Here is a 15,051-nt window from a genome sequence, read left to right as displayed (position 1 = left end):
TGCCATGCTGTTCGCCGCCGGTCCGGGCCGGAAGCGGGAGGGCGGCCTCCGCCTACAATTCGTCGGTGAACGCCACCCTCCCCACCGCGGAAGCCCTGCGCGCGGCGCTGGCCGGACTGCTCGACGGGCTGCCGCCCAAGCAGGCCGCCCAGGCGGTCGACCGGCTCATCGCCAATTACCGGGGGACCACCCCCACCGACGCCCCGGTGCTCCGCGACCGCTCCGATGTCGCCGCCTACGCCGCGTACCGGATGCCCGCGACCTTCGAAGCGGTACGGTCCGCCCTCGCCGCGCTCCAGGAGGCCGCCCCGGACTGGGTGCCCGCCACGCACACCGACATCGGCGGCGGCACCGGAGCGGCGAGCTGGGCCGTGGCCGGGGCCTGGGAGGGGCCGCGGACGACCGTCCTGGACTGGGCCGAGCCCGCGCTCGCCCTGGGCCGTGAGCTGGCCGAGGTCTCCGGCGTCCCCGCCCTGCGCGCCGCCGAATGGCGCCGGGCCCGGATCGGCGCGGGCCTCGAACTCGCCCCCGTGGACCTGGTCACCGTCTCCTACGTACTCAAGGAGCTGACGGCGGACGTCCGTTCCGCGCTCGTCGACACCGCGGCGGCCGCGGCCCGGGCCGTCGTGGTCGTCGAGCCCGGCACCCCCGACGGCTACGCCCGGATCATCGAGGCCCGCGACCGGCTGATCGCCGCCGGGCTGAAGGTCGCCGCGCCCTGCCCGCACAGCGACGCCTGCCCCATCGAGCCGGGCACGGACTGGTGCCACTTCTCGGCCCGGGTCAGCCGCTCCTCGCTCCACCGGCAGGTGAAGGGCGGCTCGTTGCCGTACGAGGACGAGAAGTTCAGCTATGTCGTGGCGACCCGCTTCGACACGGAGCCCGTCCGGGCACGCGTCACCCGCAAGCCGCAGATCCGCAAGGGACAGGTGCTGCTGGACCTGTGCACCCGCGACGAGGCCCTGCGGCGCTCCACGGTCACCAAGCGGCACGGTGAGCTGTACCGGGCCGCCCGGGACACCGGGTGGGGCGACGAGTGGCCGCCGCCCCACCTGCCGAGCCCGTCCGGGGACTGAGGACGGGGCACGCGGGGGCGGGCCCGGCTACCCGCGCAGCTCCTGTGTGCAGCACTTCACACTGCCGCCGCCCTTCAGCAGCTCGCCCAGATCCATCGGCACCGGCTCGAAGCCGCGCGCCCGCAGCGGATCGAAGAGCCCCGTGGCGGCCTGCGGCAGCAGCACATGGAGTCCGTCGCTCACCGCGTTCAGGCCGAGCGCCGCGGCGTCCGCCTCCTCGGCGATCAGCGCGTCGGGGAAGAGCCTCGCCAGTACCGCCCGGCTGCCGGGCGAGAACGCCCCCGGGTAGTACATGATCTCGTCGCCCGCCTCGTCGAGCACGGACAGGGCCGTGTCCAGGTGGTAGTAGCGCGGGTCGACCAGATCGAGCCCGATCACCGGGCGTCCGAAGAACTCCTGCGCCTCGCCGTGCGAGAGCGGGCTGGACCGGAAGCCCTGTCCGGCCAGCAGGTACGAGGCGGTGACCGCGAAATCGCCCTCGCCCTCGTTGACGTGGGCCGGTTCGTGGATCTCGGTGAAGCCGTTGGCCCGGAACCACTCGCGATGGGCCCCGGCCTCCGCGTAACGCTCCTGGTACGCGAACCGGGCCCCCAGCACCCGGCCGCCGATGACGGTGGCGCCGTTGGCGGCGAAGACCATGTCGGGCAGATCCGGCCGGGGCGCGAGCAGCTCCACGGTGTGTCCGAGGGCGCGGTAGCGGTCGCGGAGGTCCTCCCACTGGGTCTGGGCCAGGGGGAGGTCCACGGGCTTGCTGGGGTCCATCCAGGGGTTGATGGAGTACGTCACCCTGAAGTGGGCCGGAGCGCACATCAGGTAACGGCGGGGTGTGGCTTCACGAGGCAACGAAGGCTCCTCACGAACACAGCAGGGGTGGCCTGCGGGGGACTTCGCACGGGTGTGTGCGTCAGCCCATGGTCCGCTCTCCGGGGCCCGCGCGCAGTGATCCGATCGGGTGGTTCCGCACGGTGACGAGACGATACGTATCGGCTCGCACGACTGCTGGACCGGCCGGCCCGGCAGAACGCGCCGCCGGCTGCCGTGCACCCTCTCGCTCACGGGCCGCCGGCTGCCGCGCACCCTCTCGCTCACGCGCCGCCGGCTGCCGCTCGCCCTCCCGCTCACCCGTGCGTACCCGGACGCGATCGTCGACCGCACCCCGCGCGGGCCGACGCAGCCCGCCGCGACCCTGAGACGCACCCGTCATTTCATGACAACAAGTGCCATAGTGCCCAGCTCATGGCGCTGTGCCGCGCACCCCGCTTCGGAACTCCGGCCACCTGAGGCGCAGGATGGTGGGACCATGGGCAGGAGCAACGCTGAGGTAAGGGGATTGATGGGCGCCGATTTCGGCCGTTATCGCGGCTCAGAGAGCAAATTTTCCCAATGGCTTCGCCGCCGACCCAAACCGCAGCAGAGCGAGGTCGACGACACCGCCCGGGAGGCGCTGCTCCTGGCCGTCGCCGAGGCCGGAATGCCGATCGCGCCCGCCGCCCATCCGGTCGGCTACCGATGTTCGTGCGAGCGCATCGGATGTCCCACCCCCGCCCGGCACCCCATCTCCTTCGCCTGGCAGACGCAGTCCACCACGGACCGCGCCCAGATCGAGCGCTGGGCCCGCAGCCAGCCGCAGGCCAACTTCATCACCGCGACCGGCATGATCCACGACGTGCTCGACGTGCCGCTGTCCGCCGGCGGCCAGGCGTTGGAGCGGCTCCTTGCCGCGGACATCGACGTCGGCCCCGTCGCCCGGTCCGGCGACGACCGGATGCTCTTCTTCACCGCCACCCGCGGTACGCCCGAGGACGAGGACGAGTGGTGGCCGTGCGAGCTGGACTGCCATCCCGAGACCATGGACGAGCATCCGGGACTGCGGTGGCACTGCCGCGGCAGCTATGTGCTCCTGCCGCCGGCCAGACTTCCGGGTGAGCTGGACGTGGGGTGGGTGCGGGGGCCGGAGAACCCGCTGCCCGATCCGCTGACGCTGCTGGAGACGCTCACCGACGCGTGCGCGCAGTACGCGGACGCGGCGGACCAGAGCGATCTCGACCACGACTCGGTGGCGTGGCCGATGAGCCGCTGACGAGACTGCCGGACAGGCCCTGGGCGAGTCCGGCAGTCCCGGTCACGAGCCCTTCGCCGCCGTCAGGCCCGGCAGCCGGTTCAGCATGACCACCTTGCCGTCCTTCGCGCCCTTCTTCGGCACGTACACCAGCTGGCTGGAGATCCGCTCCTTGGTGAGGGTCGACTTCAACTCACCGGTCAGCAGCGCCTCCACGTCCGAGTTGAGCGGCGGACGCAGTCCCTTCGCCGCCGTCTGCTGTTCGAAGTGCTTGCTGCTGAAGAAGACCAGCGCGCCGCCGTCCTCCGTCTCCAGGCCGAGCGGGGCGAACGTACCGCCGTCCAGCGGCTGGTCGATGTACTGGTACGAGAAGCCCGCCCGCCGGGTGGTGCGGCGCGCCTCCCGCCAGCCGGACGTGGCGGTGCCGGGGGCGAAGACGTCCGGGGTGCCCTGCTGCAGGTACTGCGTGTACCGGGTGCTCAAGTCCTCCGGTGCCACGGCCAGTCCGGAGCTGTCCGCGGCCACCGGTTCGGCGCGGCCGTCGCCGTCCACGGCGACGGCGGGCAGCTGGGACGGTGCGACGACCGACAGGTAGGCGGTCTTCCACCCCGCGCCGGGCCCGGACTTGACGAAGACGAGCAGCCAGCGGGTGTCGAGCTTCCCGCTGTCCTCGTCACGGTTGGAGTCGGTGTCCGCGAGGAACCAGCGCGGCCAGCCGGCCTTCTTCGGGATGAGGTACCGGGCGTCGGTCAGCTCCAGCGGCCTGTGGTTCGTGTTGCCGTCCGGATTGTTCTTCTGCCGGGCCTTCAGCCCGGCCTGGTTGATCGCGCCGAGCGGGCCGGTGACCCGGTCCGCGTCCAGAGCCGGGTCGTAGGCCTTGTCCGCCGCGTTGTACGCGGCGGTGAAGTCCTTCAGGGCCTGAGCGGCCTCGGACCTGGTTGCCGCCGGCACCACTGCCAGCTCGCCGTGCACCGTCACGCACCCGCTCGCCGTCAAGGACAGCACCGTCGCCGTCGCGAGCCCCGTCGCCAGCCGAATCGGCCTCAGACTTCTCATCCGCTGCTTTCCGCGCCTTCTGGTCCGTCGCCCCCTCGGAGAGGGCCGGGCAGCGGACTTCGCGGCGTCGTGGGGCCGGGGCACGCACCTCGCGGCGTTGTCGTCAATCACCGACGCTCCGCGTCGATTCAATCCTCCGCCTTGCGATGCACGCACCCCGGCCCCGCTCCTTAACCCGCGCTGCCCACTGCCCGGCTCTCTGACCGTCCGAACCCTACCGGGGCGAGGAACAGTGCGAGGGTGGGGATCAGATACAGCGCCCACACCGTGATCTGGAGAACGGTCGGGTCGGGCTGGAAGTTGAACGTGCCCTTCAGCAGCGTGCCGTACCAGCTGTCCGGCGGAATCGCGGCGCTGATGTCGAACGCCTGGTTGTGGAGGCCGCCGATGAACTCGGCCTCCTGCAGGTCGTGGACGCCGTACGCGAGCACGCCCGCGGCGACGATCACCAGCATGCCGCCGGTCCAGGTGAAGAACTTCGACAGGTTGATCTTCAGCGCGCCCCGGTAGAACAGCCAGCCCAGGACGACGGCGGCCGCGATGCCGAGGAACGCGCCGATCATCGGGTGCCAGCCGTCGTCCGCCGCGTGCACCGCGCGCCAGACGAACAGCGAGGTCTCCAGGCCCTCCCGGCCCACCGCGAGGAGCGCCGTGGCGACCAGCGCGCCGGTCCCCATCGCGAGTGCCGTGTCGAGCTTTCCGTGCAGCTCGGTCTTGAGATGCCGCGCGGTGCGCCGCATCCAGAAGACCATCCAGGTGACCAGGCCGACCGAGACGATCGACAGCGAGCCGCCGAGCGCTTCCTGGGCCTTGAACGTCATCTCCTGCGAGCCGAATTCGAGGCCGGCGCCGAATGCCAGGCTGACGACGATCGCGATACCGACGCCGACCCAGATCGGCACCAGCCTGTCCTTGTTGCCGGTCTTCACCAGGTAGGCGATGAGGATGCAGACGACCAGGCTGGCCTCCAGCCCCTCGCGCAGGCCGATCAGGAAGTTGCTGAACACGTTCCGGTTCTCCTTTTCTGCTTCGAGTCCCCAAGAGGGAACGGCAATCGGGGGGCCTCGCGGGCCCCGTGCCGGTCCCTCTACGAGAACAGCGCCCGGCCCCACCAGTCGTCCTTGTCGCGGACGCCCGGCGGGACGGCGAAGTGCGCCGAACCCACGTGCTGGATGTACTCGTTGAGTGCGTCGTGCGCCGCGAGGCGCCGCTGAAGCGGGATGAATGCCTTGCGGGCGTCGCGCTGGTAGGCGAGGAAGAACAGCCCGGCGTCGAGCCGGCCGAGGCCGTCCGTGCCGTCGGTGAAGGAGTAGCCGCGGCGCAGGATCGTCGCCCCGTCGTTGCTGTCCGGGTGGGCGAGCCGCACATGCGCGGTCGGCAGCATCGCCTTCAGGAACGGCTCGTCGCGCTCCTTGGCCTTGCCGACCGGGGCGCCCTCGCCCTTGTCGCGGCCGAAGACGTCCTCCTGCTCCTGGAGCGGGGCGCGGTCCCAGGTCTCGATGTGCATCCGGATGCGCCGGGCCACCAGGTACGAACCCCCGGTCATCCAGCCCGCCCTGTCCTTCTCGCCCACCCACACGTGCTGGTCCAGGGCGGCGGTGTCGGTGCCGGAGATGTTCCGGGTGCCGTCCTTGAAGCCCATCATGTTGCGCGGGGTCTGGGCGTCGGGCGTCGTCGAGGACGTCTTGCCGAAGCCCAGCTGGGACCAGCGGATCGCGGTGCGGCCCATGCCGATCCTGGCCAGGTTGCGGATGGCGTGCACCGCGACCTGCGGGTCGTCCGCGCACGCCTGGACGCAGAGGTCGCCGCCGCTGCGGGCCGCGTCGAGGTTGTCGCCGGGGAACTTCGGGAGATCGACGAGCGCCTCGGGGCGCTTGCCCTCCAGACCGAACCGGCCCTTGGCGAAGAGCGAGGGGCCGAAGCCGATGGTGAGCGTGAGCCGGGACGGCTTGAGGCCCAGCGCCTCTCCGGTGTCGTCCGGCGGGGCCTCGGCGAGGCCGCCGTACGCACCGTCGCCGACCGCGTGACCGGCCGTCATCCGCTCGGCCGCCCGCGTCCACTCCTTGAGCAGCGCGATCAGCTCGGCGCGGTCCTTCGTCGTCACGTCGAACGCGGCGAAGTGCAGCCGGTCCTGTACGGCGGTGGAGATACCGGCCTGATGCGCCCCGTGGAAGGGCACGGCCGCACCGCTGTCCGCGGCAGGCACCGCGTCGCTGTCCGTACGCACCGCGGCGACCGCGCCGCCGGCCGCCACGGCGCCCAGCGCGAGACCGGCCCCGCCCCAGCCGAGCAGCGCCCTGCGGGAGGGGGCGGCGCTGCCGGACGCCGCCGCCGTCCCGGTGGTGCTCTGTGTCCGATCGGACATGACAGGTCCCTTCCCGTCCGTTACTTCGTCACCGCGGCGGCGAGCCGGGACAGCGGCTCGGCCAGCGCGTTGACCGCGTCCGACAGCTCCTTGCGGTCGGCCTTGCCGACCTTCTCGTACGAGGTGAACTCGTAGGAGCTCTTGTCCTTGCGGTACTTGTCCAGCAGCGTGTTCAGCGCCGCGAACTGCTTGTCCAGGGACGCCGTCAGCGCCGGGTCGTTCTTCGAGGCGATCGGCTTCAGCAGCTCGTAGGACTTCTCCGCGCCCTCGACGTTGCCCTTGAAGTCGATCAGGTCGGTGTGGCTGTAGCGCTCCTCCTCACCGGTGACCTTGCCGGTCGCGACCTCGTCGAGGAGCTCCTTGGCGCCGTTGGCCATCGAGGTCGGGGTGATGTCCGCCGTGCCGACCCGCTTCTGCCAGTCGAGCAGGTCCTTGTAGAGGACCGGAGCCAGGGCCTTCTCCTCGGCGCCCAGCTTCTTGTCCTGCCACAGCGCCTTCTCCAGGCGGTGCCAGCCGGTCCACTTCTGGCCGTCCTCCAGGCCGTCCTCCCGGATGTCGACCTTCGGGTCGATGTCACCGAAGGACTCGGCGACCGGCTCGGTGCGCTCCCAGCCGAGCCGGGAGTCGGCGTAGACCTTCTTGGCGGCCTCGATGTCACCCGCGGCGACGGCGTCGGTGAAGGCCTTGGCCTTCGGCAGCGTCTCGTCGGCCTGCGCCTGGACGTAGGTGCGGTACTCGGCGACGGCCTTGTCCATCTCGGGGCTGCGCTTGGCCGCGTTGCCGCCGGTGACCTCGATCTTCTGCCGGATGCCGTGGCCCTTCATGCCGGGCTTGCAGGCGACCTCGTACGAACCGGCCTTGATCTCGGCCGTGATGGTGGCCTTGGTGCCGGGGCCGATGTTCTCGCGCTCGGCGACGATGCGGTCGTCCGGGAAGAGGACGTAGACCTCGGTGACCTTCGAGCCCTTGTTCTGCACGGCCAGTTCGATGTGACCGGCCGGCAGCTTCTTCTTCGAGACCTCGCAGGAGTCGTCCTTCGCGACGACCTGCACGGCCCCTTCGCTCTTCCCGTCGCTCTTCTCTGCGCAGCCCGTGACGGCGGTCAGGGCTGCCACCGTGGCGGCAGCGGTGACGACGGAGAAACGAACGGCTCGCATACGGGCTCCACAGAGGATGAAGGAGAAGCAGGAGAAGATCGGACAAAAATAGGTGAGGCGGACCTAACTTAACCGAGGCTTACCTGACCGGTACCCACCTGTCCAGTGATTCAGCTCTCATCCCGGCGGTGCGGAAACGGGGTGATCACGGGTATCTCATGGATGCCTCACGGGATGGTCAAGTGCGGGTCAAGTTCCTCGGGTCGGTACGACGAGGGGCGCCCCGGTCCGCGGATGCGGGAACACCTCGACCGGCTGCCGGTAGACCTCGCCGAGCAACTCGCCCGTGAACACCTCGGCGGGCGGGCCCGCCACCGCGATCCGCCCGTCGCGCAGCACGGCGGCCCGGTCCGCGTACGCCGCGGCGAGCCCCAGATCGTGCAGCACGACGACGACCGCGTCCCCGGCGGCGGCCCGCTCCCGGCAGATCCGCAGCACGAGTTCCTGATGGCGCAGATCGAGCGCCGCGGTCGGCTCGTCCAGCAGCAGCAGCGGGGCGCGCTGCGCCAGCACCCGGGCCAGTGCGACCCGGGCCCGTTCCCCGCCGGACAGCGCGGAGAAGGGGCGCGGGGCGAACTCGGTGACCTCGGTGGCCGCCATCGCCGCGGCGACCGCCGGGTCGTCCTCGTCCGCGTGCCGCGTCCCGGCCCACGGCGCCCGCCCCATCCGTACGACGTCCTCCACCGGGAACGGGAACGACAGCGCGGCGGACTGCGGCAGCACCGCCCGGCGCAGGGCCAGTTCGGGGGCCGACCAGTCGGTGACCGGGCGCCCGTCGATCCGTACCTCACCGCTCTCGGCGGGCAGATCGGCGGACAGCGCGGCCAGCAGGGTCGACTTCCCGGCCCCGTTGGGCCCGACGAGCGCCAGCACCTCGCCCGCGTGCGCGGTCAGTTCGATGGAGTCGAGCACCGGCCGCTGCCCCAGCCGCACGCGCAGCCCGCGCGCCTCGGCGACGGGGGAACCGGGGGAGACGGGAGCGGGCAGCCGCCGGCCCCGGCTCCGGAACGGGTTCTTCAAGGCCCTCATGCCCAACCACCTTGCCTACGACGGGTCCTGCGCAGCAGCCAGAAGAAGAAGGGGCTGCCGAAGAGCGCGGTCAGCACACCGAGCGGCAGCTCGGCGGGATCGGCGACGGTACGGGCCGCGAGATCGCCCACCACCAGTACGAGGGCGCCGCCGAGGGCGCTGCCGGGGACGAGGAAGCGGTGACCGGGACCGTTCGCCATCCGCAGCAGATGAGGCACCAGCAGCCCCACGAACGAGATGATTCCGGCGACCGCCACCGCGGCCGCGGTCAGCAGCGCCACCACGAGGACGAGCACGATCCGCAGCCGCTCGACATCGACCCCCAGATGCCGGGCGGGCCGCTCGCCGAGCGCGAGGAGGTCCAGTTTCCGGGCGTAGAACGGCGCGACGAGCAGCCCGAGCGCCGCACACGGCAGCACGGCGAGCACCTTGGGCCAGGTCGCCTGGGCCAGGGAACCCAGCTGCCAGAACGTGATCTGCGAGATCTGCGCGTTGTCGGCGAAGAAGATGAACAGCCCGATCAGCGCGCCCGCGAAGGCGTTGACCGCGATCCCGGTGAGGATCAGCGTCACGACCTCGGTCCGCCCGCCCGACCGCGACAGCGCGTACACCAGCAGCACGGTCGCGAGTCCGGCGGCGAACGCGCAGGCGGTGATGGTCCAGTTGCCGAGGAAGTCCAGCCCGAGCGCGATCGAGGCGACCGCGCCGACCGCCGCACCGGAGGAGATCCCGATCACCCCGGGTTCGGCGAGCGGGTTGCCGAACACCCCCTGCATCAGGGCGCCCGCGCAGCCCAGCGACGCCCCGACGAGCAGGGCGAGGACGACCCTCGGCAGCCGTACGTTCCACAACACGCTCTCGCCGACCCGGTCCAGCGCGGCTCCACCGAGTCCGAGCCGGTGCTGGACCGAGCCGAGGACGTCGCCGAGCGGGATGCTGTAGGCGCCGAGCCCGGCGGAGAGCAGGCAGCACACGACGAGAGCGACGAGCAGTCCCGTGGTCAGGACGAAGCCGGTGGAGCGCCGGGACCCGGGCGCCCGCGGTTCCGGGGCCGCGGTGGCGGCCGGCCGGGTGCGTTCCTCGTACGAGGCGGTCACTTGGCGGCCCCGTCCTTCGGGTGGAGCTGCGCGATCAGATCGCCCAGCACCCGGTCCGTGCGCGGCCCGTAGTTCAGCAGCACGCCGTCGTCGATGGAGACGATCCGCCGGTCCATCCCGGCCGGGGTCTCGGCGACGCCCGGGATCTTCACCAGGCCGTCGACGCCGCCCACCGATTCGAGCCCCTTGCTCATCACCAGGATGGCGTCGGGCGCGGCCTTGGCGAGGGCCTCGCTGGTGATGGCGGTGAAGTCCTTCTTCAGCCCCGACGCCTTGCCCGCGTCGACGGCTCCGGCCGCTTCGATGAGCGAACTCGCACCGGACTCGCGGCCGCCCAGCAGATAGACGGAGGCCGAGCCGCGCAGGTAGAGGAACGCGACCCGCGGCTTCTCGCCCCCTTCCGCCGGGGCGGGCGCGGACTTCTGCACGGCTTCGATACGGGACCGGGTGCGCGCGTTCAGCTCCGCGCCCGAGTCCGGCACGCCCAGGGCCGCCGCCACGGTGTCGATCCGGGGGCCGACGTCGGCGAGCTCCTTGGCCGGTTCGACGACGACGAGCGCGATCCCCGCATCGCGGATCTGGTCGATGGCCTCCGCGGGCCCGGTCGTGGTGTCCGCGAGGACGACGGTCGGCTTCAGCGACAGCACGCTCTCCGCCGAGACGTCGTGCGCGCGGGTCACCACCGGGAGTTTCGCCGCCTGTTCGAAGGTGGCGGTGATGTCGCGGGCCACGACCTGCTTGCCGAGGCCGAGCGTGAAGACGATCTCGCTCAGGCTGCCGGTCAGCGGAACGATGCGGTCCGTCGAGGTGACGGTGACCTCGGCGCCGTCCGCCGACTTCACCGTGACCGGCAGGTGCGGCTTCGGGGCAGTGGTCAGGGGTTCGACGCGGTCGGCCGCGGCGCTCTCGGAACGGGCGGCGCGAGCCCCGGTGTCCGTACCGCCGCCGCAGCCCGTCAGGACAAGGGCCAGGGCGACGGCGGCCGTCAGCGCGCCCAGCGGTCCACGGGTCCTGACCGGGCCGCGCCCTGGCCGCCGGGATTCCCGGCCCGGCGGGGCGAAGTCCTGCGAGAAGCGCACTGGGGCACCGTCCTGTCGTTCTGCGGTGAGTGGTTGGCAAGGGTTTGCGAGCAATGTGGTGGAAGAGGGGGTACCGCCACAGAACGCGCATAGCTTAGGTTAGCCTTACCTAGCCCGCTAGACCTCGGAGGGGTCCCCATGCTGTCGTCCAGACCTGCCCGCGCGCTCGCCGTCGCGCTTCTCGCGGCCCTCCTGGGGGCCCTGCTCCCGGCCGCCGCCGCGCAAGCGGCGAGCCGCACGGTGCAGGGCGGCCGGCTGGACTGGGGCATCAAGTCCTCCTTCCAGAGCTACGTCACCGGCCCCATCGCCCACGGCAGTTGGAGCCTGATCGGCGGTGCCGCCACGGTCGGCGGCAGCCAGTTCCGCTTCCACTCCGCCACCGGTTCCTACGACCCGGCGACCGGCGCCTTCACCTCGGGCTTCTCGGGCGGGGTCCGCTTCGTCGGCCACAAGAAGTCCGACGGCAGCCATGAACTGGACCTCACCATCAGCCGCCCCACCGTCCGCATCGCGGGCGGCAGCGGCACCGTGTACGCCGACATGGTCAGCAAGGACCGGGGGAGCGGCCGGGTCACCTCGACCGCCCAGGTGCCTCTCGCGACGCTCGGTCTCTCCGGGATCGACATGCGGGGCGGTGCCACCCCCGTCGCCCTCAACAACGTTCCGGCGACGCTGACTTCACAGGGCGCGAAGGCGTTCGCCGGCTACTACACGGCCGGTACGCCGCTCGACCCGGTCAGCCTCTCCGTGGACACCACCGCTCCGGCCGGGAAGCCGGCCGCGTCCAAATCCCCCGGCAGGCCGGCGGAACCGAAGAAGGCCGGGAAGGCCGGGAAGGCCGCGGGCCGCTTCGAGGACGCCGCCGTCGACTGGGGTGTGCGCCGGACCTTCCGCGAGTACGTCACCGGCTCCATCGGCAAGGGCAAGTGGACCCTCGCCGACGGCGCCCAGGACGGCGGGGCGCTCTTCCGCTTCCCGCGCGGCAAGGGCACGTACGACCCGAAGAAGCAGACCCTGGACGCCGACTTCGCGGGCAGTGTGCGCTTCACGGGCGCCGACGGGCTCGATCTGAAACTCTCCGCGGTCGCGGTCCGGGTGGGGGCGGGCCGGGGCACGCTCTCCGCCGACGTCCTGAGCGCCGGCGACCGGCGGAAGGCCGTCCCGCTCGTCACCTTCACCGCGAAGGACTTCGCACCCGAGGACGGTCTCGCCGTCCTCACCGAAGCCCCCGCGACCCTCACCGCCGACGGCGCCGAGGCATTCGGCTCGCTCTACAAGGCGGGCACCGCGATGGACCCCGTCTCGCTCGCCGTCGCCGTCGACACCAAGGCCCAACTGCCCGCCCTGCCCGACCTGGGCAGCGCCCCCGGCGCGTCGCCCCAGCCGTCCGGAGCGCCCACGGAGAGGACCACCACCGCGGCGTCGGTGTCCGACTCCGGTTCCCGCACCGGGCTGTACCTCGGCATCGGCGGCGCGGGTGTGCTCGCCGCCGCAGCGGGTGCGCTGTACCTCGCCCGCCGCCGCGCCACCCGGCAGAGCGGCCACTAGACCCACCGGACCCCCGTTCCCCATCCCCCCGTCCCACCCCCGATTCATTTCCTGAGGAGACCACCGACCATGGCAGCCACCCGCCGTCCCACAGCTCTCGCCGCCGCCGTCGCCACGGCAGCCGCCCTCGGCGCCACCGCGTTCGCCCTTCCGGCGCTCGCCGCCGACAGCACCGCATCCGACGGGTCGGCCGCCGCGGCGCCGAAGCTGGAGCTGAAGGACGGCACGCTGGACTGGGGCGTCAAGGAGTCCTTCCGCAAGTACCTCGCCTCCTCGTTCTCCGGCGGGAAGATCACCGTCAAGGGCGGCGCCACCCAGGCGCCGGACAACGGCGTGTTCACCTTCGCCAACGGCAAGGGCACCTACGACACGGCCACGCACGGCACCGACACCGCCTTCGAGGGCGGCGTCAACTTCTACGCCCACGGGGGCGTTCTCGACATCACGCTCTCGGACGTGAAGCTCTCCACGACCGGTACCGGCGGCGCGATCACCGTCGATGTCACGACCCCGGAAGGCACGCGCGACGACGTGGCGTTCGCGGCTCTCGACCTGTCGGCGGTGAAGCCGGGCCAGGGCGCGGGCGGTGCGATGGTCTTCAAGGACATCCCGGCGACGCTGACGAAGGCGGGCTCCGAGGCGTTCAACGGCCAGTACAAGGAGGGCGACGCGCTCGACCCGGCCACGCTCTCGGTGAAGGCGGTCTCGGCCCCCACCGAGAAGCCCACTGAGAAGCCCACCGAGAAGCCGACCACCGAACCGACCGGAAAGCCCACCGAGAAGCCGACCACCAAGCCCACGGAGCGGCCCACCTCGACCGGGTCCCCGTCCTCCCCGGCCACCGGCAAGCCGGCCGCGGACCCGGGCGCGATCGTCGACGGCACCCTGGACTGGGGCGTCAAGAAGTCCTTCCGCAGCTACGTCACGGGGCCCATCGCCCACGGCAAGGTCGAGACGACGGCCGGCGCCACCGCGTCCGGCGACGGCTACCGGTTCCCCGACGCCACCGGCCACTTCGACGCCGACGCGCAGACCCTGAACGCCGGCTTCGACGGCAAGGTCCGCTTCCTGGGCCACGAGGAGAACGGTGCGTACACCCTCGACCTCTCCCTGACCCGCATGAAGATCCAGGTGAACGGGACGAAGGGCAAGCTGATCGCGGACGTCTCCACCAAGGACCGCGAGACCAAGAAGGTCAGCACGTACACCGGTCTGGCCGTCGCCGACCTGAAGCTGCCCAAGGGGGGACTCGCGGCCAAGAACGGCGTGGTGACCCTTCCGTCCGTCCCGGCGACCCTCACCGCCGACGGCACCAAGGCGTTCGGCGGCATGTACCCGGCGGGCGAGCAGCTCGACGCGCTGACCGTCGCGGTCGCCCTCGACAAGGACGCCGAACTCCCGGGCGGCGCGGGCGGCAGCGGTTCCACGGGCTCCACCGGCTCCACCGGCTCCACCGGCTCCACGGGCCTGGCGGGAGGCTCCACGGCCACCGGCGGCGGCAGCGTGGGCGGCGGCTCGGTCGGTGGTTCGGTCGGCGGTTCGGGCTCCCTCGCCGCCACCGGCTCCGACATCCCGGCCGGTGCCCTGTTCGCCGCCTCGGGTGTCGTCGTGGCGGCCGGCGCCGGAGTGGTGATCGCCGCCCGTCGTCGCCGTACCGCCTGATCCGTCCGGCAACACCGCCCGGGTGGCGGCCCAGTCACGGGGCCGTCACCCGGGCGGTGCTTGAATGCCCGCGTGAGCGACGGCGACTTCGACGTACCCGCGGGCATCGACGTACTGCGTGTGTTCTGCGGCCCCGACGGCAGGCACGGCAACGCCCTCGGGGTCGTACGCGACGGGCGTGCGTACCCCGACGAGGCGTCCCGGCAGGAGCTCGCCCGCCGGATCGGTTTCAGCGAGACCGTGTTCGTCGACGACCCCGAGCGCGGGCACGTCGACATCCACACCCCGGGACTCCGCCTCCCCTTTGCCGGGCATCCGCTCGTCGGCACCGCCTGGCTGCTCGATCTGGAGATCCTGGAGCTGCCGGTCGGGGAGATCTTCGCCCGCCAGGACGGGGAGTTCACCTGGATCACCGCCCGCCCCGAGTGGGCGCCGCCGTGCACGCTGGAGCGGTACGCGTCCGTCGCGGAGGTCGAGGCGCCGGCCGGGCCGCCACCGGGCGAGGGCCGGCTGTACGCATGGGCCTGGGAGGACGAGGCGGCGGGCCGGGTCAGGGCGCGGGCGTTCCCGCGGCGCGACGACGGCATCGTGGAGGACGAGGCGACGGGCGTGGCGGCCCTGCTGCTCAGCGCCGAGCTGGGCCGCGCCCTCAACATCACGCAAGGACGCGGCTCCCAGATCCTCACCGCGCCCGCGCCCGACGGCACGGTGGAGATCGGGGGCCGCGTCCTGTGGGGGCTTCGACCGGGACCGTCCGGCGACTGACGGCGCAACGGAGCGGCGGGGGGGGGGGCCCGCCCCCCCCCGCCCCCCCCCCCCCCCCCCCCCCCCCCCCGCCCCCCCCCCGGGGGCCCCCCCCCCCCCCCCCCCACCCCCCCCCCCAGGTGTAGGGGGGGCAGGAGACCCCCCCCCCCCACACACAG

Annotated in this window: 13 protein-coding genes; 5 read left to right on the top strand and 8 right to left on the bottom strand. The window is 72.3% G+C overall.

All coding sequences use genetic code 11. The features are described from left to right. Window positions 1-65: 65 nt before the first annotated feature. Window positions 66-1,076, top strand: coding sequence for a small ribosomal subunit Rsm22 family protein (locus ACIOMQ_RS12025; protein ID WP_401263803.1), 1,011 nt, complete (start codon window positions 66-68; stop codon window positions 1,074-1,076). Window positions 1,077-1,103: 27 nt separating this feature from the next. Here ACIOMQ_RS12025 and ddaH read toward each other — a convergent pair whose 3' ends face one another. After that, window positions 1,104-1,919: a dimethylargininase gene (ddaH, locus tag ACIOMQ_RS12020; protein WP_402188871.1), complete on the bottom strand. Its 816-nt coding sequence runs from the start codon at window positions 1,917-1,919 to the stop codon at window positions 1,104-1,106. Window positions 1,920-2,409: 490 nt separating this feature from the next. On the opposite strand from ddaH, the gene ACIOMQ_RS12015 reads away from it, so the two are divergent. Next, the gene (locus tag ACIOMQ_RS12015) at window positions 2,410-3,156 is read left to right on the top strand and encodes a bifunctional DNA primase/polymerase (protein ID WP_362210576.1); all 747 of its coding nucleotides are present in this window, start codon (window positions 2,410-2,412) and stop codon (window positions 3,154-3,156) included. A 42-nt stretch (window positions 3,157-3,198) separates the two neighbouring features. Here the strand turns inward: ACIOMQ_RS12015 and ACIOMQ_RS12010 are convergent, their stop codons facing one another. The 7 genes from ACIOMQ_RS12010 to ACIOMQ_RS11980 all read right to left on the bottom strand — a co-directional run bounded on the left by ACIOMQ_RS12010 (window position 3,199) and on the right by ACIOMQ_RS11980 (window position 10,918). Beyond that, the gene (locus tag ACIOMQ_RS12010) at window positions 3,199-4,191 is read right to left on the bottom strand and encodes a hypothetical protein (protein WP_402188869.1); all 993 of its coding nucleotides are present in this window, start codon (window positions 4,189-4,191) and stop codon (window positions 3,199-3,201) included. A 170-nt stretch (window positions 4,192-4,361) separates the two neighbouring features. Then, window positions 4,362-5,198 carry an iron uptake transporter permease EfeU gene (gene efeU, locus ACIOMQ_RS12005; protein ID WP_362210570.1) on the bottom strand — a complete coding sequence of 279 codons (837 nt, stop codon included), beginning with the start codon at window positions 5,196-5,198 and terminating at the stop codon, window positions 4,362-4,364. Between the two features lie 80 nt (window positions 5,199-5,278). After that, on the bottom strand, window positions 5,279-6,556 hold the full coding sequence (gene efeB, locus ACIOMQ_RS12000) for an iron uptake transporter deferrochelatase/peroxidase subunit (protein ID WP_401753393.1): 1,278 nt from the start codon (window positions 6,554-6,556) through the stop codon (window positions 5,279-5,281). Between the two features lie 20 nt (window positions 6,557-6,576). Continuing rightward, the gene (efeO, locus tag ACIOMQ_RS11995; protein ID WP_401753395.1) at window positions 6,577-7,713 is read right to left on the bottom strand and encodes an iron uptake system protein EfeO; all 1,137 of its coding nucleotides are present in this window, start codon (window positions 7,711-7,713) and stop codon (window positions 6,577-6,579) included. A gap of 189 nt (window positions 7,714-7,902) precedes the next feature. Next, window positions 7,903-8,742: a heme ABC transporter ATP-binding protein gene (locus tag ACIOMQ_RS11990; RefSeq protein WP_362210560.1), complete on the bottom strand. Its 840-nt coding sequence runs from the start codon at window positions 8,740-8,742 to the stop codon at window positions 7,903-7,905. Continuing rightward, the gene (locus ACIOMQ_RS11985; RefSeq protein WP_402188867.1) at window positions 8,739-9,839 is read right to left on the bottom strand and encodes a FecCD family ABC transporter permease; all 1,101 of its coding nucleotides are present in this window, start codon (window positions 9,837-9,839) and stop codon (window positions 8,739-8,741) included. The genes ACIOMQ_RS11990 and ACIOMQ_RS11985 overlap by 4 nt, the downstream gene beginning before the upstream one ends. Continuing rightward, window positions 9,836-10,918 (bottom strand): hemin ABC transporter substrate-binding protein, encoded by a 1,083-nt coding sequence (locus tag ACIOMQ_RS11980; protein WP_401753399.1) that lies wholly within the window; start codon window positions 10,916-10,918, stop codon window positions 9,836-9,838. Before ACIOMQ_RS11980 ends, ACIOMQ_RS11985 begins: the two co-directional genes overlap by 4 nt. Before the next feature lie 138 nt (window positions 10,919-11,056). Between ACIOMQ_RS11980 and ACIOMQ_RS11975 the strand changes: the two genes are divergently transcribed. The 3 genes from ACIOMQ_RS11975 to ACIOMQ_RS11965 all read left to right on the top strand — a co-directional run bounded on the left by ACIOMQ_RS11975 (window position 11,057) and on the right by ACIOMQ_RS11965 (window position 14,893). Next, the gene (locus ACIOMQ_RS11975; protein ID WP_402188865.1) at window positions 11,057-12,466 is read left to right on the top strand and encodes an HtaA domain-containing protein; all 1,410 of its coding nucleotides are present in this window, start codon (window positions 11,057-11,059) and stop codon (window positions 12,464-12,466) included. Window positions 12,467-12,535: 69 nt separating this feature from the next. Next, the gene (locus ACIOMQ_RS11970; protein ID WP_402188863.1) at window positions 12,536-14,128 is read left to right on the top strand and encodes an HtaA domain-containing protein; all 1,593 of its coding nucleotides are present in this window, start codon (window positions 12,536-12,538) and stop codon (window positions 14,126-14,128) included. Between the two features lie 72 nt (window positions 14,129-14,200). After that, entirely contained in the window at window positions 14,201-14,893 is a 693-nt protein-coding gene (locus ACIOMQ_RS11965; protein ID WP_362210546.1) for a PhzF family phenazine biosynthesis protein, read from the top strand. Window positions 14,894-15,051 lie beyond the last annotated feature (158 nt).

Source organism: Streptomyces sp. NPDC087845 (genome assembly GCF_044742755.1).
Classification (GTDB): domain Bacteria; phylum Actinomycetota; class Actinomycetes; order Streptomycetales; family Streptomycetaceae; genus Streptomyces.
The sequence above is the reverse complement of the archived record's forward strand: the minus strand, read 5'-3'. Positions and strand labels throughout refer to the sequence as shown.